The 23,589-nt window shown below is 74.1% G+C and carries 20 protein-coding genes and 4 pseudogenes; 8 read left to right on the top strand and 16 right to left on the bottom strand.

The features are described 5' to 3' along the window. Positions 1-330: 330 nt before the first annotated feature. The 13 genes from QMQ26_RS30285 to QMQ26_RS30225 all read right to left on the bottom strand — a co-directional run bounded on the left by QMQ26_RS30285 (position 331) and on the right by QMQ26_RS30225 (position 12,524). Positions 331-3,024 (bottom strand): LysM peptidoglycan-binding domain-containing protein, encoded by a 2,694-nt coding sequence (locus QMQ26_RS30285; protein ID WP_282203442.1) that lies wholly within the window; start codon positions 3,022-3,024, stop codon positions 331-333. Next, positions 3,024-3,419, bottom strand: a complete 396-nt coding sequence (locus tag QMQ26_RS30280; protein WP_159073278.1) for a hypothetical protein — start codon at positions 3,417-3,419, stop codon at positions 3,024-3,026. Before QMQ26_RS30280 ends, QMQ26_RS30285 begins: the two co-directional genes overlap by 1 nt. An 80-nt stretch (positions 3,420-3,499) precedes the next feature. Next, positions 3,500-3,697 carry a hypothetical protein gene (locus QMQ26_RS30275; RefSeq protein ID WP_282206711.1) on the bottom strand — a complete coding sequence of 66 codons (198 nt, stop codon included), beginning with the start codon at positions 3,695-3,697 and terminating at the stop codon, positions 3,500-3,502. A 259-nt stretch (positions 3,698-3,956) separates the two neighbouring features. After that, entirely contained in the window at positions 3,957-4,319 is a 363-nt protein-coding gene (locus tag QMQ26_RS30270) for a TadE/TadG family type IV pilus assembly protein (RefSeq protein WP_146616376.1), read from the bottom strand. Positions 4,320-4,399: 80 nt separating this feature from the next. After that, a complete protein-coding gene (locus QMQ26_RS30265) occupies positions 4,400-4,663 on the bottom strand; it encodes a hypothetical protein (protein WP_282203441.1) in 264 nt (87 codons plus the stop codon). A gap of 144 nt (positions 4,664-4,807) precedes the next feature. Further along, positions 4,808-5,695 (bottom strand): hypothetical protein, encoded by an 888-nt coding sequence (locus QMQ26_RS30260; protein WP_282203440.1) that lies wholly within the window; start codon positions 5,693-5,695, stop codon positions 4,808-4,810. Next, entirely contained in the window at positions 5,692-6,657 is a 966-nt protein-coding gene (locus QMQ26_RS30255; protein ID WP_100839455.1) for a type II secretion system F family protein, read from the bottom strand. The genes QMQ26_RS30260 and QMQ26_RS30255 overlap by 4 nt, the downstream gene beginning before the upstream one ends. Further along, positions 6,657-8,216, bottom strand: coding sequence for a CpaF family protein (locus tag QMQ26_RS30250; RefSeq protein ID WP_282203439.1), 1,560 nt, complete (start codon positions 8,214-8,216; stop codon positions 6,657-6,659). The genes QMQ26_RS30255 and QMQ26_RS30250 overlap by 1 nt, the downstream gene beginning before the upstream one ends. Next, entirely contained in the window at positions 8,206-9,501 is a 1,296-nt protein-coding gene (locus QMQ26_RS30245) for a hypothetical protein (RefSeq protein WP_282203438.1), read from the bottom strand. The genes QMQ26_RS30250 and QMQ26_RS30245 overlap by 11 nt, the downstream gene beginning before the upstream one ends. Continuing rightward, positions 9,501-10,133, bottom strand: a complete 633-nt coding sequence (locus QMQ26_RS30240; RefSeq protein WP_100839456.1) for an SAF domain-containing protein — start codon at positions 10,131-10,133, stop codon at positions 9,501-9,503. The genes QMQ26_RS30245 and QMQ26_RS30240 overlap by 1 nt, the downstream gene beginning before the upstream one ends. 100 nt (positions 10,134-10,233) lie before the next feature. After that, a complete protein-coding gene (locus QMQ26_RS30235; RefSeq protein WP_282203437.1) occupies positions 10,234-11,115 on the bottom strand; it encodes a hypothetical protein in 882 nt (293 codons plus the stop codon). Positions 11,116-11,159: 44 nt separating this feature from the next. After that, the gene (locus QMQ26_RS30230; RefSeq protein WP_282203436.1) at positions 11,160-11,780 is read right to left on the bottom strand and encodes a hypothetical protein; all 621 of its coding nucleotides are present in this window, start codon (positions 11,778-11,780) and stop codon (positions 11,160-11,162) included. Between the two features lie 252 nt (positions 11,781-12,032). Beyond that, positions 12,033-12,524: a hypothetical protein gene (locus QMQ26_RS30225; RefSeq protein ID WP_282203435.1), complete on the bottom strand. Its 492-nt coding sequence runs from the start codon at positions 12,522-12,524 to the stop codon at positions 12,033-12,035. Positions 12,525-12,975: 451 nt separating this feature from the next. Between QMQ26_RS30225 and QMQ26_RS30220 the strand changes: the two genes are divergently transcribed. From QMQ26_RS30220 to QMQ26_RS30195, 5 genes and pseudogenes are all read left to right on the top strand, one after another. Beyond that, on the top strand, positions 12,976-13,470 hold the full coding sequence (locus QMQ26_RS30220) for a pyridoxamine 5'-phosphate oxidase family protein (protein WP_282203434.1): 495 nt from the start codon (positions 12,976-12,978) through the stop codon (positions 13,468-13,470). Between the two features lie 151 nt (positions 13,471-13,621). After that, positions 13,622-14,080: a MaoC family dehydratase gene (locus QMQ26_RS30215; RefSeq protein WP_282203433.1), complete on the top strand. Its 459-nt coding sequence runs from the start codon at positions 13,622-13,624 to the stop codon at positions 14,078-14,080. 355 nt (positions 14,081-14,435) lie between these two features. Beyond that, positions 14,436-15,719: an MBL fold metallo-hydrolase gene (locus QMQ26_RS30210; RefSeq protein ID WP_404813988.1), complete on the top strand. Its 1,284-nt coding sequence runs from the start codon at positions 14,436-14,438 to the stop codon at positions 15,717-15,719. A gap of 51 nt (positions 15,720-15,770) precedes the next feature. Beyond that, positions 15,771-16,072: pseudogene (locus QMQ26_RS30205) on the top strand (transposase); the annotation flags it as partial. 306 nt (positions 16,073-16,378) lie between these two features. Then, positions 16,379-16,798 carry a hypothetical protein gene (locus QMQ26_RS30195; RefSeq protein WP_282203432.1) on the top strand — a complete coding sequence of 140 codons (420 nt, stop codon included), beginning with the start codon at positions 16,379-16,381 and terminating at the stop codon, positions 16,796-16,798. Between the two features lie 393 nt (positions 16,799-17,191). Here the strand turns inward: QMQ26_RS30195 and QMQ26_RS30190 are convergent. After that, positions 17,192-17,881: pseudogene (locus QMQ26_RS30190) on the bottom strand (IS5 family transposase); the annotation flags it as partial. A 662-nt stretch (positions 17,882-18,543) separates the two neighbouring features. Here QMQ26_RS30190 and QMQ26_RS30185 point away from each other — a divergent pair. Continuing rightward, a protein-coding gene (locus tag QMQ26_RS30185) for an IS5 family transposase (protein ID WP_282203431.1) occupies positions 18,544-19,427 on the top strand; the annotation gives its coding sequence in 2 pieces (ribosomal slippage) (positions 18,544-19,030 and positions 19,030-19,427; 885 coding nt in all). 607 nt (positions 19,428-20,034) lie between these two features. Next, the gene (locus QMQ26_RS30180) at positions 20,035-20,589 is read left to right on the top strand and encodes a DUF4262 domain-containing protein (RefSeq protein ID WP_282203430.1); all 555 of its coding nucleotides are present in this window, start codon (positions 20,035-20,037) and stop codon (positions 20,587-20,589) included. Here QMQ26_RS30180 and QMQ26_RS30175 read toward each other — a convergent pair whose 3' ends face one another. After that, on the bottom strand, positions 20,590-20,820 hold the full coding sequence (locus QMQ26_RS30175; RefSeq protein ID WP_282203429.1) for a hypothetical protein: 231 nt from the start codon (positions 20,818-20,820) through the stop codon (positions 20,590-20,592). A gap of 46 nt (positions 20,821-20,866) precedes the next feature. Between QMQ26_RS30175 and QMQ26_RS30170 the strand changes: the two are divergent. Beyond that, positions 20,867-22,113 (top strand): annotated as a pseudogene (locus QMQ26_RS30170) (IS3 family transposase). Here the strand turns inward: QMQ26_RS30170 and QMQ26_RS30165 are convergent. Further along, a pseudogene (locus tag QMQ26_RS30165) lies at positions 22,097-23,474 on the bottom strand (SWIM zinc finger family protein). The pseudogenes QMQ26_RS30170 and QMQ26_RS30165 sit on opposite strands and share 17 nt — an antisense overlap. Between the last annotated feature and the right edge of the window lie 115 nt (positions 23,475-23,589).

Below are 23,589 nucleotides of genomic sequence, written 5' to 3'. Positions count from 1 at the left end.
CGTGCCGCGGCTCGACGGGCACGGCGGGCACGGCGGGCGCAGCGGCGGCGGCGGGCGGCAGCGCGGCGGGCTGGACGGGCGTCACCGGGACGACCGCGTACGGGTTGGTGGGGGCGGTCGGGACCAGTCCGGCGAACGGGCTGCTGCCGGTGGGCACCACCCGGGCCAGCAGCCGGGGCCCGGCCGCTTCGCCGCCGTCCGACCGCTCGCCCGCCCCGCTGCCGCCACCCCCGACCGGCTTGGCCAGGCTGGGCTTCGGCGGAGCGCCCGCGGTGCCGACGGCGCTCGCGGCGCTCGCCTCCGGGCCGGTCGGGCCGCCGAGCAGGGCGATCAGGCGGGCGTCGAGGGTGCCCTCGGCCCGCCCGCCGGTGTCCGTGCCCGCGCCCGCGCCCGCGCCCGGGTCGGTGTCCGGGTCCGGGTCCGCCGGGCCGGGGCCGACGCCCAGCAGGCCGCCGCCGAAGCCGTTGCCCAAGCCGTTGCCCAAGTCACCGGCCGAGCCGTCGCCCGAGCCGTGGCCGAGCGAGCCGGGGACGGCGCCGATCGCGGCGCCGACGGTGGCCAGCGCGGGACGGGCAGCGGGAGTTCCTGCTCGTCCTCGGGGCCGTTGTGCGGGCCGTCGAGGGTCCATTCCGGGGCCGGGTGCTGGGTGAAGTCGCCGGAGGCGCGGACGAGTTCGCCGAGCTGGGCGTACTGCTCGCGGCTCAGTCGCTGGAGTTCGACGCTGAGGTGCAGGCCGGGCAGCGGGGCGTGGCCGGTGGCGGGGAGCGTCCAGCGGGCGACCGGGCCGGCGCCGCGCTCGGGGGCGCGGGTGAGGACGGCCAGGCAGGTGCGGGGGCGGCCGTCGAGCAGGCGGCCGAGTTCGGCGGGCACGCCGCCGGTGGGCGGCTGCGCGGACAGCACGATCTCGGGCAGCCACGCCTCGTCCGCGCTGCCCCGGCTGCGGGCCTCGCGGGGGCTGCCGACGTTCGCGCCGATCAGGGTGGCGCGGGCCTTGGCGGTGCGCGGGCCGAGGGCGGCGAGCGCGGCCTCCAGGGTGGGGTGGTGGTGCACCCGGTCGGCGGCGGGGCCGGCGGTGGGCAGGTCGGGGGCAATGCCGACCAGGTGCAGGTGCAGGCGGTCGGCGAGCGGGCTGTGGGCGAGTTCGACGGCCAGGCTGCGCAACACGTCCTCGGCGTCCTCGGGGTGTCCGGAGAGGTGGACCAGCCGGACGGTCTCCAGGTCGGCGAGGACGGTCGAGCCGTCCGGGGTGGCGCCGAGGGTGACCAGCGCCGGGTAGGGGGCGGCGTGCTTGGCGGCCTGCCCGGCGGACAGCAGCTCGGTGGAGTCGGTCGGGCACCACCACACGTTCGGGGCGTGCGCGGCCCGGAACGGGGCGATCGGCACGGCCGGTGCGGCCAGGTGCAGTTCGACGGTGCCCACGGTGGTGACCCGGGCGGCGACCAGGGCGGGCAGCCGCTTCTCGCCGCGGACGGCGTTGCGGCCCAGGGTGCGCAGGGCGCGGTTGAGCAGTTCCAGGCCGTGCTCGTCCTGGCGGGCCTTCAGCTCCGCCTCGAAGCGGCCGGCGGCGGCCGAGGGCAGCGCGATCCGGTGCCGGGGGCGGCGGGCCCGCTGCTGGTCGGTGCGGCGGCGGGCGACCAGGGTGATCAGCGCGGCGGCCATCAGCACGCCGAGGCCGGACGCCGCCAGCGCCACGGTGTAGTCGTCGCCACCGGTGGCGGCGGTGTGCTGCTCGCGGACGGCGGGCAGGTTCGTGGCGGACGCGGAGTCCTGCGGCGCGGGCGACTGCGCGGCGGACGGCTGCGCGGGCGCGGGGGTGGCCTCCGACCCGGGCGGGGTCGACGCGCCCGGCGCCGGGGTCTCGGGCGTGCTCGGCGTGCTCGGCGTGCTCGGTGCGGTCGGGACACTCGGCGTACCGGGCGCGCTCGGCGCCGGGCTCTCCGGGGCCTGGGCCGCGCCGGGCACGGTGAGCACCATGCCGGGGGCGAGCACGTCCGGGTCGGTGAGCTTCTCGCCGTCGGGGGCGGCGACGCCCTTGTTGGCCTCGAACAGCTCGGGCCAGCGGTCGCCGTCGCCCAGCTCCCGCTGCGCGATCGCGGAGAGCGAGTCGCCGGAGTGCACGGTGACGCTGCCGTGCGCGGGCGCGGCGGGCGCGGCGGGGAGCGCGGGCGGGGTGCCGGTGGTGCTGCGGGCGGTGGCGGCCGGGCCGGTGTCGGGCGCGGCGTCGGCGGGCATCAGCAGCTGCCAGCCGGGCTGGATCGGCCGGTCGGCGTCGAAGCGGGTGCCCGAACCGTCCATCGGGCGGCCCGCGTTGAGCTTGGCGATCTCGGTCCACCGTTCGCCGGAGCCGAGTTGGCGTTCGGCGATCGACCAGAGGCTGTCGGCGGGGCGGGCGTCGCGGACGGTGTAGACCGGCTGCTGCGGGTCGGCGGCGGGCGCGGCCGCGGGCGCTCCGGCGGGCAGTGCGGCGTACGCCGGGGCGGCGTTCAACTGGGCGACTGCGGCCGGGCGTTGGGCGAGTTCGGGGGTGGCGGCGAAGGCCGATCCGGCGACCGGGAGCAGGGCCAGGACGGATCCGACCAGGCCGGCCGCGATCCGCTGGCTCCAGCCGAACGCGGGAATCCGGCGGGCGACCCGGCCACGCAGCTGGGCGGGGATCTCGACCAGGACGGAGACCAGGAAGCACAGCCAGCCGATCCAGCCGACGCCCACCAGCAGCCACAGGAACAGGCTGCCGTCGTCGGGGCTGGTGAGCGCGGTCAGCAGGTCGCCGTGGACCGGGTCGCCGGCCGCAGCGACGGCGAGCGTGCCGTAGCCGAGCAGGGCGGGCACCGCGACCAGCAGCAGGACGAGTGCCAGCAGCGCGCCGAGCGCGGCCAGCACCGAGCCGCCCCGCCCTCGCCGCCCGCCCCGCCCGACGGGGGCCGGGGCGGGGCGCCGTCCGCCGCCACCGGCGGGGGCGGGGCGGTCCGGCCGCCGGGTGCGGCGGCCCTTGCGGTGCTGGTCGTCGGCTCCGCGCGCGGCCATCAGCCGGTCGTCCCTTCCGTGATGCCGTGCAGCAGGGTGGCCCTGCCGTGCCCCTGCACGGAGAGTGTGGTGATGCCGATCACGCCGAGCAGCGCGGTCGGGTAGGTGCTGGTGACGGTGACGCTGATCTCGCTCAGGTCGGGATACCGGGGGAAGTCGACGCGGCCCGAGACGCCCTGGCCGTCGAGGTAGGCCCGGGCGGCGGACTCGGCCTGCGCCGCGTCCACCTGGTAGCCGCCGTCGGCGCGCAGCCGGGCGATGTCGAGTTGCTGTCCGGCCACCCGGGCGGCCTCCTGGGCGAGCGCGTCGGCCCGTTCCACGGCGCGCAGTTGGCCGCCGAAGTCGAGCACCAGGCCGACCACGGCCACCAGGCTGACGGCGGTGATGGCAACCATGACCGAAATGCTGCCCCGGTCCCGGGCGTTCACGCCTCGTTCGGCCACGTTCCCTCCCCCCACGGTCTGTTGACGCCCCATCAGTTTCCCCGATAACGGTCCAGCACGGAGGTGAACATGCCGGTGACGGTCTTGCGGCCGGGCACGCCGTCCAGCCCGATCAGGTCGGACAGCGGCACCGTGCAGGACACCCGGACGGTGACGGTGGCCAGTTGGCCGCCGGCTGTGTCCAGCGTGCCGTACTGCGGGTCCCCGGTCGGCTCGGCCTCGCACCGCACCGCCCGGGAGGCCAGCGAGGCCCCGACGGCGTCCGCGGCGGCCTGCCGGGCCCCCTCGGGGTGCGGGCCAGCGAGGCGGCCCGGGCCCCGGCGCGGGCCGCGGCGTCGACCACCGAACCGGTGGTCTGCAGCCGTCCGGCGGCCACCGCCATCAGCGCGAAGCTCAGGATCACCGGCACCAGGACCGCCGCCTCGATCGCGAACGAACCCCGGTCCCCGGCAAGGCGGTTGCCCCGGCCATCGGTCCTCCCCCGGGCGCTCACGGCTGCCCCGGTGCGACGAACTTCTCGCGGGGCGCGGTGGCCGTCTTGGTGATCGCCAGGTCGGCGAACGGGAACAGGGTGAGCGGTTCCACGGTGACGGACAGCTGGTACAGGTCCGGGTCGCCGCCGGTCTGCCGGGGCGGCTGCGCCAGCTCGACCACGTCGCCGAGCCGCCCGACGAACTCGCTCGCCCGCTGCTCGCCCGCGCCGGCCGGCGCGCCGTTGATCCGTCCGGCCTCCACGCCCTCCCGGGCGGCGGCCAGCGCGGCCTGTTCGGCGTACCACCACAGGCCGGCCTGCACCACCAGGAGGATCACGAACAGCACGGCCGGGAACACGATGGCGAGGCTGATCGCCATCGCGCCCCGGTCGGACCTGCGGGCACGCGCGAGCCACCCGGCCGGTGCGGGCCGGGTGGCGGGCCGGTGCGGGCGGCGGATCACGGCGCGGTGCCGCCGGCGGGGACGTCCTTCTGGATGTTGCCCTGGACCTTCTGGCCGAGCTGGGTGATCGCGTAGACGACCGTCCCGGCGATGGCGACCAGCACGATCACCGCGAGGGCGAGTTCGATGCTGATCGCGCCCCGGTCGCCGGACTCGCGGGCGGCGCGCAGCTTGACGAGGCGGTACTCGACGGCGGGTCGGACGAGATGGAGCGGGAGCAGCGGCCGCAGGGCGGCCGCCACGGAGCGGATTCGGGCCATGGTGTGGTCTCCAGGACTTCGCGGGAAGGGACTCGGTACGGGTGGCGCTGTTCGTTCGCTGCTCGGTCTGGGGTCTGGGGTCTGGGGTCTGGGGTCTGGGGTCTGGGGTCGGTGGGCGGAGTGGTGCGGTGCGGTGCGGTGCGGTCAGCCGCTGTTGAGCATCTGGTAGACCGCCGGGAAGGCGATCAGGACGGTCATCAGCAGGGTCAGGGCGGAGCCGGGGGCCACCATCCGTTCGCTGTCGGCGTTGGCCTTGGCGAGCTCCTCGGAGAGCAGTTCGCCGCGCAGGCTCTTGGCGCGGGCCCGCAGGGTGTCGTAGACGGCGGCGCCGTCGACGCCGGAGATCCGCATGATGTCGGCCACGTCCTGGAGCGGGGTGAGGCCCAACTCCCGGGCCAGCGCGTCGAGTCCGTCCCAGGGCGGGAGCCGGTCGGTGGCGGCCCGCTCCAGGGCGTCGCGGATTCTCCGGAACACCGTGCCGCGCCCGACCGAGGCGGCCCGGCGCAGCGCCTCGGCGGGCCCGCAGTCGGCGGCCCGTTCCAGCGCGACGAGTTCCAGGTAGGCGGCGATGCCGTGCAGGTACTCGGTGCGGGCCTCCTTGGCCTCGCCGGAGACGATGCCGTCGGGGACGAACCAGAGCAGTCCGGCCAGCAGCGGCCCGACCAGCAGCGGGACGGCGAGCGGAAGGCCGTCGCCGACCACGGCGGCCATCACCGACAGGTAGCCGGGCAGGGCGAGGCCGAGGGCGGCGAACAGCAGCTTGTGGGCCATGAACCGGGCCGGGCTGCGGCCGATCAGGGCGAGTTCCTGGTGCGGGACGCGCACCCCGGGCAGCCGCCCGGAGCGTTCGCCGACCCGGTCGTACCAGGGCAGCGCGACGTCGTCGTCCTCGGCCCGGCGCGGCTCGGGGACGCGGTGCAGCCGGTCCAGGGCCTGGCCCAGGTCCGGTGGGGCGGGCCGGAGTTCGGCCAGCAGCAGGGCCACCCCGCCGGCCGCAGCGCCGCCGGCGACGACCGCCCAGGGGGAGATCACCGGGCCTCCTTCAGCAGTGCTTCGTCCTCGGCCGCGGCGCTCTCGTCGGCGGCCCGGTGGCCGGGCAGCCGGCCGGTCTTGGAGCGGCGGTCGGGTTCCAGCAGCCGGGGCAGCGGGGTGTGCCGGGCCAGCGAGCGCATCCAGGCGATCACCGCCACGAACGCCACCGCCACGACGGCCAGCACCAGTTGGCCCAGCACCGTCGAATAGGGCGCGGTGTAGCGGGAGTTGAACGCGCCGATCACGATGACCAGCAGGATGATGCCGACCATCCAGCGGATCGTGGTGCGGTGCTTGGAGCGGTCCGCCTCGATGGCGCGCCGCTGCCGGACCTCCTCGCGCACCGAGTCCGCCATGTCGGCCAGCGCCCGGGCCAGGCCGGGCCCGCTGTCGCCGGCCCGCAGCACGAGGGCGGCCAGCACCTTGTCGGCCGTCGAGTCGGCGACCTGGTCGCCGAAGGCGCGCAGCGCGTCCTCGGGCCGCCAGCGGGACTGCAACCGGGCCGCCAGGTCGGCGATCTCGGTCTCCAGCGCGACCGGCGCGGTGCGCCGGCTGGTCACGATCGCCTGGTTCAGGCCGACGCCCAGCAGCAGCACGTCGGCCAGGCGCTGGGTCCACTCGGCGAGCGCCTCCAGCCGTTCGATCCGCCGGGTGTCGGAACGGGTCGCGTCGAACAGCCAGGGCAGGCCGAACACGGCGGCCGGGACGAGCAGCGCGACCAGCGGGATGCCGGTGAACAGCCAGCCGCCCGGCGCGCCGAGCAGGGCCAGCGCCAGCTGTATCCGGCGCAGCCGGGCGATGCCGGGCGAGGCGGTGCCGGGCGCCCCGTACCAGAGGGTGTGCAGCCGCCCCTCCAGCGGGTTGTCCCGCTCCGGCCCGTCGTCGGGCCGCCCGGTCAGGCCGACGGCCAGCGCCACCAGCCCGCCGGCCAGCAGCAGTCCGCACAGCACGTACAGCAGCATCAGCGCATCCCCCCGATCCGCAGCGACAGCGGCGCGCTCCAGGCCCCGTACGGGGAGCCGAGCAGGCCCGCGTCGAATCCGGCCCGGCGCAGGTCGTCCAGGCAGTGCGGCGGGGTGGCGGGGACGGCCCGCACCTCGCCGATCTCCGGGCGCGGCCCGAAGACGGTGTTCAGCGCGGGGCGGCCGGACTCGCCGAGGCCGGCCACCTCCAGCACGTGCGAGACGAAGCGGTGCCGGCGTCCTCCGACCGCGGTCTCGTCGACCATCGCGACGTGCACGATGAAGTCGACCGCGTTGGCGGTGAGCCGGTAGGCGAGGGTGTCGGTCATGTGCGCGCCGTACTCCAGGCAGAGTTCGGCGATCCGGTCGACCACCATGTGCGGGCCGCGGGCGTGCAGGGTGCACATCGAGCCGCCCTCGCCGTTGGTCATCACCCGCAGCATCGGCACCACCTCGGCGGAGCGGACCTCGCCGACGATGATCCGCGACAGCGTCATCCGCAGCGCCGCCGGGATCAGCTCGCCGATCGTCAACTCGCCCGCCAGGCGGCCGTCCACGCGTTCGCCGTTGCCCTCGCGGGCCTCCATCGGGACGACCTGCCGCAGGTGGCCCAGGGTGTGCAGCCACAGCTCGAACTCCGACTCCAGGGTGCCGACCCGCTCGTCCGGCGGGATCTCGGCGGCCATCGCGCGCAGCAGGCTGGTCTTGCCGACGCCCTGGGTGCCGGTGATCATCACGTTCTTCCGGGCCCGGATCGCGGCCGCCAGGAACGCCGCCAAGGTGGTGTCCACGGTGCCGAGTTGGACCAGGTCGGTGAGCGTCGCACTGGCCACCCGGTGCCGGCGGATCGCCACGTACGGGCGGGGCGTGACCTCGGTCATCGCCTGCAGCCGCATCCCGCCCTCCAGGCGCAGCGCCAACATCGGGCTGGCGGTGGACAGGCTGCGCTCGCCGCCGCCGTGCTGGCGCGCCAGGTCCTGGAGCAGCTCGATCAGCTCCTCGTCGGTGTCGGCCACCGGCGGGACCTGCCGCAGCGGCTGGTGCACCCGCGAGACCCAGACGTCGTCGCACCCGTTGATCAGGATGTTCTCGATCTCCGGGTCGTCCAGGTACGGCTGGAGCCGCCCGGCCCGGAACAGCAGGTCGTATACCGCCTCGGCGAGCACCCGGTCCTGCTCACGGGTCGGCGGGATGCCGTGGGTCTGCGCGTACGCGTCCGACCAGCGGGCCACCGCCTCCTCGATCAGCGCCCGCCCGCGCTGCCGCCGGGTCGCCCGGTCCGCCTCGCTCCCGGACGCCTCGGACAGCCGCGACAGCTGCTGGTGCAGCTCCGCCGCGACCTGCCGCTTCAACTCCCGTGCCACCTGCGGGTCCACGGCCGGGGACGCCCCGACCGGCGAGAGCACGGGCACCCCCGCCGCCCCCACCGGCCCGGCCGGCCCCGCCGTCGGCGGCTTCGCCCACGGCAGCCCCGCCGCGTCGGCCGAACCGCCCGGCACCACCTGTCCGTTCACCTGCTGCTGCGGGGGCAGCGGCCCCTGGTACGGGCTAGCGCGCACGCCACACCTCCTCGCCGTCCTGTTCCGCCTGCCCCGGCTGCCCGCCCTGCCCCGGGAACGGCGCGGGCGCGGGCGGCTGGGGCACCGCGGGCGGCGCTATGTGCGGCGCGGCGTACGAGATCTGCGGCGCCTCCGCCCGGACCGGCCACTCCCCCGTGAACTGGCCTCCGGTGAAGGGGCCTTGCGGCACCTGCTGCTGGAACTGCTGCGGCGGATAGGGCTGTTGGTGCTGTTGGTGCTGTTGGTGCTGTTGCTGCGGGTACGGCTGCTGCTGCTGGTAAGACTGCTGCGGCTGCTGGTACGGCGGCCCGGCCACCGGACCCGCCACGAACGGCGGTACCGGCTGCGGAACTTGGACCTGCACAGGCGGCACCTGTGGGGACGCCGCCTGCTGCGGCTGCACGGGCTGCGGCTGCACGGGCTGCTGCTGGACGAACGGCGGTTGCGGCCGGCCGGGCTGCTGCGGGGGCAGCGCGTGCTGGACGGCGGGCTGCGGGCCGCCGAGGCGTCGGCGGCGGGTGGTGGCGAGGTCCTGGATGCGGTCGGCGGCGGTGCGCGCGGTGCGCATCAGCTCGGAGCGGATGAAGCGCCGGTCGGTGGTGTCGCCGCCGTCGGAGAGCACCCGGGCGGTGCGCGGCGCGTGGGCGAGCGCCCCGAGGACGGGCAGTTGGAACTGCCGGGCGACCTCGTGCTCGGGGTAGGGGCCCTCGGTGACCAGCAGCAGGCCGAGGCCGTCCGCGCCGGTGCCGTGGGTGTCGAGGTCCTCGCGCAGCGCGGCGATCCGGGGCCGGGCGGCGGAGAGGCCGCGCAGCGTGGTGCGGACGGTGGCGGCCACCACGTCGGCGTGCCGGGGCAGCACCGCCATCGCCCCGTTCGCGCCGGAGCGCCCGAGGTCGAGCAGCACGTCGTAGCCCTGCGGTTCGAGCGCGTGCAGGGCCTCGACCAGGGGTTCCCAGGTGTAGGCCAGGCCGGGGGCCTGGGCCGGGTCGGTGAGGCCGGGCAGCAGCAGGCGTTCGCCGGTGCCCTGCGGGGAGACGTCGAGCAGTTGTTCCCACAGCGTCTCGGCGAGCAGCCCGCGCCGGTCGGCGACGGCCAGGTTGCGCAGCCCGTACACGGCCTCCACCCGGCCCTCCAGCGCGCCGGCCAGCACCGCGCCGCCGTCCGGGTCGCACTCGACCAGCAGCACCCGGCGGCCCGGCCGCAGCGGCCAGGACAGCAGCAGCGCGAGTGCGCTGCTGGTGGCCCCCGGCGCGCCCGGCCCGCCGAGCACGGCCACCACCGTCATCAGGAGCCCCCGGCGGTTCGGGGCGCCAGGATGACCTGGAACTTGCCGCCCGCCACCCAGAGCGCCAGCCGGGGCCCGTCGGCGGGGCCGACGGCGACGTCTATCACGGTGCTGCCGTCGGTGTCGGGCCTGCCCACCGCGGCGACCACCGCGGTCATCGTCTCCGGGGTGCGGGTGGTGGTGGCGTCGCCGCTGCCGCCGGGCGCGTTGACGATCAGGATCTGCAGGCCGGGCTGGAGCCTGGTGGCGGGCAGCTGGGAGCGCTTCGCGGAGACGCCGACGATCTGCTGCCCGGGCTGGGTCGCCGGGTCACTGGTCAGGTCGGACTTGACCAGCAGCGCCCCGCGCTTGAGGTCGGTGGTGGCCCGCAGGCCGACGGTGCGCGGCAGGTCCTGGGCGTCCAGCGGGTGCAGCGCGGGGTCGCCCGCGATGTGCGCGACCACCAGGTCGTCGGAGCTGAGCACCTGCCCCATCGGCACGTCCCGGGCCAGCGCCAGCACGGCGATCCGCTGCCCGCTGCTGTTGTACAGCACCGCCCCGCCCAGGCCGCCGGCCGCGATCAGCGCCGCTGCCATCGCCAGCACGGCGGGTCGCCGCCGTCGTGCGCCGAGTCGGCGCGGCGGGGTCGGCATGCTTCGGTTCTCCACCGCTCTGCGGCCTCTCACTCGTGATGGAACGTCGACTCCGGCCCGGTCGGCGGCCGCGTCGTCCTCGTCGCGGCCGCCGACCGGGTCAGTTCACCACCTGGACCTCGTTGACCGGCACGTTCAGCACCGCCTTGGTGTAAGTCGGCCACCAGTCGTAGTCGGCCATGTCGATGGCGGTGCGGTCGCTGCTGCGCGCGGTCACGTGCCACTTCAGCGTCACGCTGAGGCTGTACGCCTTGTCCTTCATCCGCGCCGAGCTCTCGGTGAAGACGTGGCTGCAGGTCGGCGTCCCGCTCCGGCTGAACGGGTTCCCGGCGTCCTTGCAAGTGAACTCCCGGACCCCGCCCGGCCCGTCGTCCACGTGCCAGACCACCTCCGCGAGGGTGATCGTGGTGGTCACCTCGAACCCCTGCCCGGGCAGCTTGCTGCTCAGCGGCCCCACCACCTTCGGGTTTGGGTCGATCCACAGCCACACCGGCGAGCCGACCACCGCGTCCCCCGCGGGGGCGGCGTGCAGGACGGGCTCGGCGACCTCGATCGACACCAGGGCGTCGTAGGCGACCTGGGCGGGCGTCTTGGGCGGCGTGGCGCCGGGGGGCTGGGCGAGGAAGGTCTGCCCGAGCGGCTGGATCTCGTTGGTGTTGGCGATGCAGGCCATGTCGTAGACCGCGCCGTCCTTGCTGCTGTGGCCCTGCCAGGCGGCCTCGCCGGCCAGCGGCTGCGGGTTGGACGGCTGGTAGTAGCAGCCCGCGGAGAACCAGCCCCACTGGGGCACGTAGCAGGGGACGTCCTTGCCGTTCCAGGTGCACGTGTCGCTGCCACCGCCCCCGCCACCGCCGGACGCCCCCCCACCGCCGCCGGTCGGGGTGCTGCCCGGCTGGTGGGTGCCGGTGCAGATGACGCGGTCGGCGCAGGGGGCGGGCACGCCGTCGTCGGCGCGCGCCGCCGGAACGGCCGCGACCGCCAATCCGGTTCCGATCAGTGTACAAATAGCGGTTCGCCAGGCGGAGTTCAGCATGTCTTGTCCACCTCACGGGTGAAGTCGGCGATCAGCCAGCGGTTTCCGTATTTCTTCATCACGGCGGTCGCCGGATAACGCGACAGCCGCTGTTGCGGGTCCTTGATCTCCTTGCTGGTGGCGTCCGCCTGGTGCCAGCCGGACACGTCGAGGCAGTCCCCGATCGTCGCGGTGGGCGGATTCGCCTGCAGGTCGAGGCTTTTGAGGACGGGTGAGGTGCGCGGCTGCCCGACCATGACGAGTCCGTTGTCGTGCAGTTGGGTGAGCGAGATCACGGTGTCGGTGAAGGCGGCCCCGGTGGCGTACTGCCGGAGCGGGGTTCCGTCCGAATCCGATCGTCCGAGCACCTTGACCTGCACGTCCCACCAGCCCTGATAGGCCGTCACCGCACCGTTCCCGTCCAGCGCCTGGGCGCCTTCCCGGGGGACGGGGCTGCCGGTGCCGGGGTCGGCGGTGGTGGCGTCGGAGGTGGCCCGGGGGAGGTTCGCGGAGGGTGTTCCGAGCCGGTCCGCGGACCCGGCGCCGCCGGCCGAACAGGCCGTCAGCAGGAATGGCAGAAGCCACCCGCTGATCCCCATCGCCCCAGGGCGCACCAGAATTGAGCGCTGCCGCATAGCCCCACCTTGTTGCGGCCGGACCTGTGGTGGGTCCGGACCGCGGATGTCGTCTGCCGTCCCCGGTGTCGTTCTGAGGTCGCTCGGAGGTCGATTCTTCGCCACCCCGCCCCGGCACGGCAACACCCGGGGCGTCCTGACCTTACGCGGAAGGCGGATCTGTCGGGGCACTTTCTCGCCACAGAACCGCCAAAAGTTCATCGGAAAACGGCAATCCGGCGAGTGCTCCTCTCACGGCGGCGCGATTGCGCATCAGGAGTCTCCCCCCGTCACGCGGAACCAGGAGTCTGGCCTCCCCGGCGTTGGCCGGGTCCCCCATCCCAACTGCCCCTCCACGGCGGGCTGGAGGTCGAGCGGTCCGACGGCGGCGGGCGCGCCGGGCACGCCGTGTTCGAGGACCCGGCCGAGCGCCCAGCTGAACGAGCCCTCCGCGCCGGGCAGGACGCCGTCCCGGCCACGGCGGCCCGCGCTCCAGCGGCCGATCCGGCCCCACAGCGGGACGCGCGAGTGGGCGAGCAGTTCGCCGGCGCCGTCCTCGCGCTGGAGGGCGGCCCAGGTGTCGCGGTCGGCGACGACGTCGGCGATCAGCAGGGTCTCCTCCTGCTCGCCGTGCACCATGGCGCTGGTGATCCAGTCCCAGGCGAGGCCGCGCCGGTAGGCGTTGTCGGGGGTGGAGCCGGCGGTGACCAGGGCGACCCGGCGGCCGCGCGGGTCGGCGACGAGCTGGCCGACCAGGCAGACCACCAGCCAGCGGGCGGGGCGCTGGGCGGCCTGCCGGAGCGCGGTGAGCAGGGTGTTGGCGTCGGCGTCGGCCGGGGGCCGGTGACGGTGCTGCCGCGGGTGCCGGCGTCGAAGGTGCGGCCGGGGAGGGCGTCGGCGAGGACGCGGGCGCCGTCGGCGGCGCGGGCCGAGCCGCCGTGGCCGCGTTCGGGGCCGCCGTCCGCGCCGATCACCACCAGTTCGATGCCACCGCTCACCCGTACCGCCCCTTCCTGCCGTCCCGCCCCTGGCCGCCGCGCCCGCCCCGCCGCCCCGCCTTCGGGGTGCCGGGACACCTGGACGCCGCGCCGGGGCGCCGCCGGAGGCCAAGGTATCGCCGAGGGGTGTCGGTGCGGGGCGGAATCGGTCCGATGAGCCCCAGCTCAGGGACCATGGGCCCTGTTCGGGGCCGGACCGGCGGGGCACCATCGTGGGTATGGACCGTGACGACCGGGTGGAGACCCTCAGCGAGGCCGAGTGCCTGCGGCTGCTCGGCACCGTGCCGCTGGGGCGGGTGGTGTACACCGAGCACGCGCTTCCCGCGGTGCTCCCGGTGGCCTTCCGGGTGGCGGCGGACGGGCGGCTGATCCTGGCCCTGCGCGCCGGCACCCAGGTGGCCCGGGCGCTGGACGGCACGGTGGCCGCCTTCCAGGTGGACGACTTCGACCGGGCCGGGCGCTGCGGCTGGAGCGTGCTGGTGCACGGCCGCGCCGAGGTGGTGCGGGACTCGGGCGAGCGCGCCGCCCTGCGCTCCGGCGGCCTGCGCCCGTGGGTCCCGGACCCGGGCCCGGAGTACATGGCGATCAGCCCTGAACTGGTCTCCGGCCGCCGCGTCCTCCCGGACCGGGACGCGGACCGAAACGGCCTCGACGACTTCGACGACCTCGCCGCCGCCCTCCCCGGAGCCCGCCCGGAGCGCCGCCCCGCCTGACCCGTCCGGAACGTCCGGGTCGCCTGACCCGTCCGGAACGTCCGGGTCGCCCGGACGGCACCCCACTGACATGTGACCGGCGAGTAGGCATACTCTGCGGGACGGCCCCTGCCCGGGCCGTCCCTGCCCCGACGCACCTGTGGAGCGCACCGTGACGACCTTCGCCTCGCTCGCCGACCTGACCGCCGCGGTCGGCGCCGAACTCGGCACCAGCGAGTGGCACACCGTCGACCAGGACCGGGTGAACCTGTTCGCCGAGGCGACCGGCGACCACCAGTGGATCCACGTCGACCCGGAGCGCGCCAAGGAGACGCCGTTCGGCGGGACGATCGTGCACGGGTACCTGACGCTCTCGCTGCTCCCGGTGCTCGCCAAGGAGTGCTACGACGTGGGCGGCATCGCGATGGCCCTCAACTACGGCTCGGACAAGGTCCGCTTCCCGGCCCCGCTGCCGGTGGGCACGGCGGTCCGGGCGACGGCGGTCCTGGTCTCGGCGGACGAGGTGCCGGGCGGCGTGCAGGCCGTGGTCCGGTTCACCATCGCCAGCGCGGCGAGCGCCAAGCCGCACTGCGTCGCGGAGACCATCACCCGCTTCTACCCGGCCGTCTGAACCGAGCCCCGCCCCCGGTCGCCTGAACCGGGCCCCGCCCCGGCCGCCTGAACCGGGCCCCGCCCCGTCACCCTCCGCCTCCACGGCCTCTTCACGGACCGTCCCGCACCCCGGGGCGGTCCGTTCTCGTTGTACCGGACGGGCCCGCACCGGCCGCGCCGCCCGGCGCGCCGCCGGCCGAATGCCTGCTTCGCGGGGTTTTCGACGGTAATGTCCAGGTCCGAGATGCGCTGCCCGCCGCCGGGGCTTCCGGCTGCCCGGGTGTCGCCCTCCGGCCTGCCGTCGATGCCGCGGGGCGCACCGCGTCCCGCCGTCCTGGTGCGCCGCCGTTCGGGTGTCCGACCGTGGAGGTACCGTGTCCCGCCCCGTCTCCTGGCTGTTCCGTGCCGGTGAACTGGCCGCCGAGGCCGGACTCGCGCTGCGCGACGCGAAACGCTCGTACCGGACGCTGCCCCGGGAGACCTGGCAGCGGATGCGCACCGACGCGTTCGGCGCCGACCCGGCCGGCTGGCGGCTGCACCGGGTCCGCAACTCGCCGCACTTCGTGGACGGTTCGTTCCGCAACCCGGTGGCCACCCGCCGCCTCGCGTACGCGTACACCCCGCTGGCCCTGATGCGCACCAAGCTCGCGGTCGACCCGAACCGCCGCGCCCCGGCGGCGGCCGTCCCGGTGCACCGCCTGCTCCCGGTGGAGCTGGCCGCCCCGCCCGCCTCCGGCCTGCGGCTGACCTGGCTGGGCCACGCCACCGTGCTGGCCGAGCTGGACGGGGTCCGGGTGCTGTTCGACCCGGTGTGGAGCGAGCGCTGCTCCCCGTTCGACTGGATCGGCCCCAAGCGCCTGCACCCGGTGCCGCTGCCGCTGAGCGAACTCGGCCCGGTGGACGTGGTGGTGATCTCGCACGACCACTACGACCACCTGGACATGCCGACCGTCCGGGCACTGGCGGCCGGCGACGCGGTGTTCGCGGTGCCGCTGGGCATCGGCGCGCACCTGGAGCACTGGGGGGTGTCGCCGCGCCGGATCGTCGACCTCGACTGGTGGGAGTCCACCGAACTGGACGGCCTGCGGCTGACCGCCACCCCGGCCCGCCACTACTGCTCGCGCGGGCCCCGCCCGAGCGGCAGGTTCCTCTGGTCGTCCTGGGTGGTGGAGGGGAAGCGGCACCGGATCTTCCACAGCGGCGACAGCGGCTACTTCCCCGGGTTCGCCGAGATCGGCCGCCGCTTCGGACCGTTCGACGCGACGATGATGCAGGTCGGCGCGTACTCCGAGCACTGGCCGGAGGTGCACCTGACGCCCGAGGAGGCGGTGCAGGCCCACCGGGACCTGGGCGGCGACGTGCTGCTCCCGGTGCACTGGGGCACCTTCGACCTCGCCCCGCACCCCTGGGAGGAGCCCGCCGAGCGCACCCTCGCCGCCGCCCAGGACGCCGGCGTCACCCTGGCGATGCCCCGCCCCGGCCGCCCCTTCGAGCCCGCCGACCCGCCCGCCGCCGCCCACTGGTGGCGCGCCGTCGCCGCACCCCCCTCCGGCGTGGACCTCCTGCTCCCCGACGGCCTCTCCCCCGTCCCCGACACCCTCGCCACCCTCACCCGCCCGGACGCCCCCTCCGCCGAACGGACCGGCGGCCCGGCCTAGGTTCTGCCCGGCGAGTCATGTGATCGCCTCGCGCGGACCGTTCTGTCGGTCGTGCGGCGGGGCGGTCCTACGAACGGCGAGCGGGTGCAACTGGTGCCACCTGGCCGAAGACCTGGCACCGTGGCGGACGTTGGACCGATCACCGGACGGCGGTCAACGGAATCCCGTTCCGGGTCCGCACGGGTGTTTCGTGGCGAGACCCACCGGAGCGGTCCGGCAACTGGAAGACCCTGGACGAACGCCACCGCCGGTGGTCGGCGGACGGCACCTGGGAAAGGGTCCTCCGGGCCGTCCCGGCCGAGGCCGACTCCCCGGGGCGCATCGACTGGAGCACGGTGGGCGTGGACTCCACTGATCCGGTGTTCCGGGTGAAGGCCGTCCGCCTGTCGCGCGGCAGCTCCGACAGGCGCTGCACCCCGGGCGCGTCGACCAGCAGCACCGCGCATCCCGGCAGGAACTGCGGGTTCCCGATCACCGCGGACCCGGCATCCCACCGCCGCAGCACCGTGGGGTTCCCCGCCGGCGCCGTAGCGATCCCGTCCTCCCGCCAGTCGCCGGTCATGCCCCGCACTCCACCCGGCGGCCGGAGCGGTCCAGCTGTCCGTATCAGCCGCATCAGTCACCCCATCCCTCAACTCGGGCTAGTGTCAAGCGACATGATGAACGCTCAGCGAATCGTGTTGGCCGCGACCGCCACTCTCCTGCTGGCAGCCTGCAGCAGCGGCACCACCGTCACCGTCAAGCCCTTGCCGACCCCCGCTGCAACCGACCTGTCCGCCGCAGCCCAGGAGCTGCGCGCCCTGGACCGAGCGGCGGGCCCCACCACCGAGACCGCCGATGCGTACGACCAGGCCTTCGCCGCGTTGGCAGCCCGTTGCGTGGAACAACCCCGGGCACTCGCGGCCGAGGTCCAGTCCACCGTGGCCCAGTTGAAGGCCTTCGGCAGCGAGACCCAGACCCACCTGACCGTGCTGAGCGGCATCGCCGCCGCCATCCCGTCGGCCTACCCGAGGTCGAACTGCGCGCCCTACCTCGGCACGTACGTCGCCGCTCAGCAGGCCACGGGCACGATCCACTGACCCGCCCGGCCGGGCGGGTCAGTACCGCCGGCGGACCGCCTCCACCACGTCCACGTCCGTGACCATGGCGAAGAGTTCCGCTTCTGCGCGGCGGACGGCAAGGACGGTTTCGAAGAGGTCGGGGGCGAGGACATCGCACAGCAGGGCCGACTCCCTCCGTCCCGGCCGGCGGCAACTTGCGACCCCTGCCCGACCCGGCCGGGGCCGCCGACGAAGAGGAGGTACACGCGGCTTCCGAGCATTCACCCGCACCCAAATGACCAGCAGGATTTTCAGCACTCCGTGATGCCCACCCAGCCCGAGGAATGCCCGACGAAACCGGACCAGTTCGCAGCTCACCTCCGTGACACCGCGCTCCCGTGGTTCGCCGGTACCGCCGATCCTGAGCAGCCGGCTGCTGCGGCGCCGGCAATTGGCCCGCTGGTGCTTCGGCTCCGGGATGGTGTGCTTGATCTGGCGTCTGCGCAGGTAGCGGCGGTTTCGGCGGGAGCTGTAGGCCTTGTCGCCGCCGAGGTGGTCAGCCGGGTGTGCGGGCGACCGCCACCCGGGCGCTTGACCCCGATGCGTTCCAGGATCGGGATCAATCGCGGGCCGTCGCCCCACTGGCCCGGCGTGATCAGCATGGCGAGCGGACGACGGTCTCCTTCCCCTCACGAGGTGGATCTTCGAGGTCAGACCGCCACGGGGCCGGCCGAGTCCTTCGTCGGTGCGGCGCTGCCGGGGCGTTGATCTCCGCTTCGCGATTCGGGGTGTTCTGTGCGGTGCACCGGCGGCGTGCCGGTGGGCCCGGCACGAGGTGGAGTCCACGCTCACCCTGCTCCAGTCGGTGCCCCCCCCGGGGAGTCGGCCTCGGCCTGGACGGCCTGGAGGATTCTCTCCCAGGTGCCGTCTGGCGCTGGTACACGCTTTTCCAGCTCCCGAACCGGTCCGGCAGGTCCCGCCACGGACACCCGTGCCCACCCGGAACAGGATTCCGTTGATCACCATCCGGTGATCGACCCAACGTCCGCCGCGGCAACCGGCCTTCGGTAGAAACAGTGCCAGTTGTAGCCACTCGTCGTTCGTAAGATCACCCAGCTCCACGAGCAACACAGTGGTCCATGCGAGGCGGTCACCCGCTCCACCGGACAGAACCTAGTGCCGCGTCAGGCGACCTTTGCCCGTCAAGAAGCGGCGTCCGGTGCGGCGAGAGGGCGTGCCAAGGAGGGCACCTCCCAGTTCCCCCTTGGGGCTGGGGGAGCCGCGACGGGGCGAAGGTTGCCTGACGCGGCACTAGGCCGTGTCCGGTGAATCGTCAGTCTGTGTTCCTGGGGTGGGCCGGGACGTTTGCGTGAGGTCCAAGCGAAAGGGGCTGGCTGAAATCTCCGGTTGCCAGCCTTGGGCTCGGGCTTCGCGGATGGCGAGGGCCACGTTCGCGGGAGTGACACCAGTGGCAGGCAAGCCGAGCCAGTTGCCCGAATGCGCCTGGGGAAACCGGATCACGAGCAAGGACCCTGACTGCTCGCCATGCTCGACGGCGACCGTCAGTGGAGCCTGCCCGATCCCCTGGCTATAGGTCGGTTTGCGCCTAACGGTCCACCTGTAAGGCTCATGGTCGACCGCGATGAGTCGGGTGCCCTTCTTCGGCAACGCCACCGGTCCTCCCGCCTGTGCTGTCGGTCCTTCCTTCCGCACCCTATTGCAGCTGGTCCGGTGGGCTCGCCTCGGTTTGGAACCGGCCGAGATTCCTTGATCGTCTGCATGGCGTGGGACGTGGTGATCTTACGAATGAGGAGTGGACTCGGCTGGAGCCGCACCTGCCGGCGAACGGTGGGCGGGGAGCTCAGTGGAGTGACCATCGGCGTGTGCTCAACGGCATCTATTTCCGTGAGCGCACTGATGTCCCCTGGCGGGATCTGCCTGTGCGTTACGGGAACTGGAAGACCGTCTACGAGCGTCATCGGCGCTGGTTGGCGGACGGGACCTGGGACCGGATCCTGAAGGCCGTCCAGTCCCAAGCTGATGCGGAGGGGCGCCTGGACTGGAGTCAGGTGAGCGTCGACTCCACCACCTGCCGGGCTCACCAGCACGCCGCAGGTGCACGAAAGACCGCACCGACCAACGGCGCAAAAAAGGGGGCGGTACCTGCCCGGCACCGAGCCGATGAGGGACTCGGACGGTCCCGCGGCGGTCTGACGAGCAAGATTCATCTGGCCGGCGAAGGCGGCCGCCGCCCACTGGGCTTGGTCGTTACCCCGGCCAAGCGCACGACGGCAGCATGTTCGAACAGGCCATGGCCGAGATCCGGGTGCCACGGCAAGGCGGTGGTCACCCTCGTACGCGCCCGGAGTCTCTGAGCGCCGATAGGGCGTACAGTTGCCGCCGCATACGGATCTACCTGCGCGGACGGCAGATCCCGCACAGCATCCCGGAGAAGAGGGATCAGGTCGATCACCGGCTGGCCCGCGGCTCAGCCGGCGGCCGTCCACCCAACTTCGATCGCGCCGCGTATAAACGCCGCAACGAAGTCGAGCGCATGATCAACAGACTGAAGGGCTTCCGAGCTGTGGCGACGCGGTACGACAAACGGGCCTACGTCTTCCACGGAACCGTCACCGTGGCCGCGATCCGTCTCTGGCTCCACGACTGACGATTCACCGGACACGGCCTATCCGCCCGCGCGCGTCGGACCGGCCCTGGCCGAGCAGCGCCGCCAGGTTCCGGGCCTCCGCGAGCAGTTTGGTGCCGCCCCGGCGAGCGGCGGTGCGGGTGACCGCGTCGATCGGTCCGCGGGCGGCGCTGCGGGTGACCGCGTCGATCGGTCCGCGGGCGGCGCTGCGGCGGGCGCAGTCGACGGCGACCGCGACCAGGTCGGCGGCCCCGCGCGGGGGCGGGCCGTCGAGCAGGTCGGGGAGCAGGGCGGCGAGGATGCTCCAGGTCAGTCGCGGGCGGGGTCGGCGAGTTCGGCGAGGGCGGCGGCGAGGCGGTTGGGCCTGACCACGCCGAGGGCCAGGAGCACGGACGTCTCGCGGGCCAACGCGGCCGGGTCGAGCTGCTGTTGGGTGGCCAGCGAAAGCAGCGCGTCGACGGTCGCTTCTCTGAACCAAGCAGGAAGCCGTGTGATTGGTGCGCAATGTGCCTAGCAGCAGTCTGTCGTGACTGAGAGTAGTGATCTCCAGGTATCAAGCGCAGGGCCCCAGATTGACCGGTAAGGAGTCGAGGACTTCGTGGGCGCTGGGCGGGGTACTGTCGCGGGCATGCACAGTGATCGTCCTGCTTGCCGTTGCGTGATCTGCCACGACTACGGTGACCGTGATGCGGCCGATCGCATGGACCTGGGGACGGTCGAGCAGGTCCAGGAGCATGGCTGGAGCGTGGTGATGGTTCCGGCCGACGACGAGGGGCCGGCGTTCGCGTACACCGTCGGGCTATGGCACACCCACAGGTCACCTGAGCTGGCAATGTTCGGCCTGGACGTCCGCACGATGCACACACTGCTCAACTCACTCGGCCACAAGGCTGCGGGAGGAACATCGCTCGCGGCCGGGCAAGAGCATCACGACATCATCAAGGGCTACCCGGTCGCTCTGCGGGACGCCGATCTCCGCTGGTACCGGACGTTCTTCGGGCGGGCGATCTCCTTCTACCGGCGGCCTCCGTTCCCCGTCCTGGAGGTGGTGTGGCCGGACGCGGACGGCTTCTTCCTGTGGCAGTCCGAGAGTGACGAGCGCTATCGGCAGTCCCAGCCACAGCTGTGGTTGACGCCTGCTGAGCACCCGGAAGGGGTCTGGGCCGCACTCGCGGACTCCTGATCAGGGTCGTGACTCCTCGATAACCTGTCCGTACGGGGATTTGAATGTGGGCATTCCGAAATCGGCTGTTCGCCCGTTCTTGGAGGCAGCCTGCATCGCCGCGAGCTTCTCCATGGCGGAGGACAGGCTGGCTTCGAGGCCGGCGACTTCGCCGGTCCAGCCTTCGCGCTGGGCCTCGGCGATGCGGGCATCGAGGTTGGTGATGGGGCCTTCGCCTTGATGGGTGGACATGCTGATACTGGATCTGCTTGATCCGGAGGAAGCGAGAACACCGCCGATGGCGATGAAGGACCACTCGGACGAGTTCGAGGCCGATGCCGTGGCCTTGTACGGGTCCACGCCCGGGGCGACGTACAAGGACATCGCCGCTGACCTGGGCATCAACAGAGCGACGCTGCGTGAATGGGTGCTGCGGGACCGGGACCGCCGTGGCATCGTGCCCGCGGACGCCCGGCGTCCCGGGACGGGGCTGGCCCGATAAGGACAACCGGCCGCCTCCAGCGATCCCGACGAGCGGATCCGGCAGTTGGAGGTCCGGGTGGCCGAGCTTGGGGCGAGTGAGCGGAAGCTGGCCGCCGAGCGGGACATCCTGCGCAGGGCAGCCGAGTATTTCGCCGGCGGGACGAACTGGTGAGCCGCTTCCGGTTCGTCCACGACCACCGGGACACCTGTGAGGTGAAGCGGCTGTGCCAGGTCCTGGACGTCAACCGCTCCAGCTACGACAAGTGGCTCAGCGGTGCCGGCGCCAGAGCCGTCCGTCGACGCGAGGACCAGGTCCTGGCTGAGCGGATTCGACGGATCCATGCCGACTCCGGTGGTGCTTACGGCTCGCCGAGGGTGACCGCGGAACTGCGTGGGAACGGAGCACGGGTCAACCACAAGCGGGTCGCCCGGGTCATGCGGGCCCACGGCATCGTCGGCATCCGTCTGCGCAGACGGGTCCGCACCATCGTCCCGGACCCAGCCTCGACGCTTGTCCCGGATCTGTTCCAGCGGGACTTCACCGCACCGCAACCGGGACGCACATACATGGGCGACATCACGTATCTGCCTCTGGCCGACGGGGAGTTCCTCTACCTGGCGTCCGTGCTCGACTGCTTCAGCCGCAAGGTCGTGGGCTGGTCGATCGCCGAGCACATGCGCACCGGCCCGGTCGCCGACGCGCTGCGAACGGCGGCCCGGGCCCGCGGCAGCACGGACGGCTCGGTGTTCCACCGCGACCACGGGGCGCAGTACGGGTCCCGGGCCTTCGCCGACCTGTGCTCGCAGCTGGGCGTCACCCGGTCGATGGGCGCGGTCGGCAGCAGTGCGGACAACGCGGCCTGCGAGAGCTTCCACGCCTCCCTCAAGCGCGAGACGCTCCCAGGCGCCCACGACCACGGCACCTCCGTCACCTGCAGGAGGACCGTCTTTGCCCGGCTGACCCGCTACAACACCCGCCGCCGGCACTCCACCAACGGCCAGCTCAGCCCCAACGACCACGAACGACGACACCACACGGCCAAACTCACGCTCGCCGCGTGACAACCAACCGCGCGTCCACCTTCACGGGCGAAGGCCCCCACCGCTCCTCCCCCACGCTCATCCGCACCGCGAGCACGTGGCTGCACGGCCCGCGCCCGCCCCGGTGGCGGGCCCACCAGCGGCAGGTGCAGCCGAGGGCGGTGCCGTCGGCGCCGACCCGGACGTGGTGGGCGTGGTCGCCGACGGTGACCACCCGGACGTCGCCGGAGACCGGGCCGACGGCGTCGGCGGCGAGCAGGGCGCGGGCGGAGCGGAGCCGGGGGTTGCGGTCCTCCACCCGGCCGTCCTGGTAGGGCAGTCGGCGGTGGAAGTGGGCGGCGTCGGCGAGGTCGTAGCCGAGTCGGCCGGCCGTGGCGAGGTGGGCGAGGGCGGTGCGGACCCGTTCGGGGGGCAGGCCGGAGTCCTCGGCGAGGTCGGCCGGGTCGAGCCGGGGCTCCCGGGCGAGCAGGGCGGCCAGCGCGTCGACGTCCTCGGTGGGGGTGTCCCGGGCCGGCAGGTCGAGCAGGCCGCCCTCACCGGAGAAGCCACGGGAGCTGTCGGGCGACAGGGTGAGCGTCAACTGCCCGCCGGGGAGGGCGAGTTCCCAGGCGGAGGCGGTGGGCCCGGCGGGGGTGCCGGGCGGGGCGTAGACGCGCAGGGCGGTGGCGTGGCGCAGCAGCGGGCGCAGGGCGGTCAGGCGTTCGGGGCCGGGCAGGCAGATCGCGCCGGGGCGGGAGGCGGGGCGCAGGCCGGGGCCGGGGCCGGCCGGGACGACCCAGCAGACGGCGCCGCGGCCGACCGTCGGGAGGGTGCGCAGGAAGCGGACGGCCTCGGCGGCGGGGAGCTGGGCGCAGGTCGAAGCGGGCGGTGATCACCTGGGTCTCGGCGAAGCCCTTGAGCCAGCAGTCCGGCAGCGGGACCTTGCGTTCGACCAGGGTGTCGGTGCCGACGCCGACGGCCGGTTCCTCGGCGCCGACGGCGAGTTCCAGCCGCTGGCCGGGGGTGCGCAGCCGCAGGGCCTCGCGCAGCGGGGCGTTGACGTCGACGTTGGTGGTGCCGTGGCCGGTGCCGGCGCCGTCGAGCCGGGCGTGCACGCCGCCGCAGCCGGAGAAGGACTCGAAGCGCAGCCGGTCGCCGTCGGCGGTGACCACGGGGTCGAGCGAGTCGGCGCCCACGGGCCGGTGGTAGCGGGCGGCGGCTACGTCGGCGACGGCGAGCAGCGCGGCGGCCGCGGCGTCGGGGTGGCGCAGCAGGCCGTCGGAGAACCGGGGGTGCGCGGCCTCGCCGTCGGGGGTGGCGCCGCCGCTGGTGGCGAGGGCCAGCCGCCGGGGGCGGAGCGCGGAGGGGTGCAGGTAGCGCAGGGCGTGAACGGCCGTGGTCATGGGCGGAACGCTCACCTCCGCCCCCGACACGACCTTCCGCCAGGACCTCCCGCTAGGACTTCCCGACACGGCGCCGGCTGCCCCCGCTCACCCCTCCCCCGCCCCACCGCACGTG

It is taken from the genome of Kitasatospora fiedleri (assembly GCF_948472415.1).
In the GTDB taxonomy this organism is placed as follows: domain Bacteria; phylum Actinomycetota; class Actinomycetes; order Streptomycetales; family Streptomycetaceae; genus Kitasatospora; species Kitasatospora fiedleri.
This window is presented reverse-complemented; position numbering and strand designations above follow the sequence as displayed.

What these genes read in the sequence shown, in the direction of transcription:
- QMQ26_RS30180 (WP_282203430.1), top strand. Translation starts at nt 20,035, where the DNA reads ATGCACAGTGATCGTCCTGCTTGCCGTTGCGTGATCTGCCACGACTAC.
- QMQ26_RS30280 (WP_159073278.1), bottom strand. Translation starts at nt 3,419, where the DNA reads ATGGTTGCCATCACCGCCGTCAGCCTGGTGGCCGTGGTCGGCCTGGTG.
- QMQ26_RS30240 (WP_100839456.1), bottom strand. Translation starts at nt 10,133, where the DNA reads ATGCCGACCCCGCCGCGCCGACTCGGCGCACGACGGCGGCGACCCGCC.
- QMQ26_RS30265 (WP_282203441.1), bottom strand. Translation starts at nt 4,663, where the DNA reads ATGGCCCGAATCCGCTCCGTGGCGGCCGCCCTGCGGCCGCTGCTCCCG.
- QMQ26_RS30230 (WP_282203436.1), bottom strand. Translation starts at nt 11,780, where the DNA reads ATGCGGCAGCGCTCAATTCTGGTGCGCCCTGGGGCGATGGGGATCAGC.
- QMQ26_RS30255 (WP_100839455.1), bottom strand. Translation starts at nt 6,657, where the DNA reads ATGCTGCTGTACGTGCTGTGCGGACTGCTGCTGGCCGGCGGGCTGGTG.
- QMQ26_RS30285 (WP_282203442.1), bottom strand. Translation starts at nt 3,024, where the DNA reads ATGGCCGCGCGCGGAGCCGACGACCAGCACCGCAAGGGCCGCCGCACC.
- QMQ26_RS30220 (WP_282203434.1), top strand. Translation starts at nt 12,976, where the DNA reads ATGGACCGTGACGACCGGGTGGAGACCCTCAGCGAGGCCGAGTGCCTG.
- QMQ26_RS30270 (WP_146616376.1), bottom strand. Translation starts at nt 4,319, where the DNA reads ATGGCGATCAGCCTCGCCATCGTGTTCCCGGCCGTGCTGTTCGTGATC.
- QMQ26_RS30245 (WP_282203438.1), bottom strand. Translation starts at nt 9,501, where the DNA reads ATGACGGTGGTGGCCGTGCTCGGCGGGCCGGGCGCGCCGGGGGCCACC.
- QMQ26_RS30195 (WP_282203432.1), top strand. Translation starts at nt 16,379, where the DNA reads ATGAACGCTCAGCGAATCGTGTTGGCCGCGACCGCCACTCTCCTGCTG.
- QMQ26_RS30175 (WP_282203429.1), bottom strand. Translation starts at nt 20,820, where the DNA reads ATGTCCACCCATCAAGGCGAAGGCCCCATCACCAACCTCGATGCCCGC.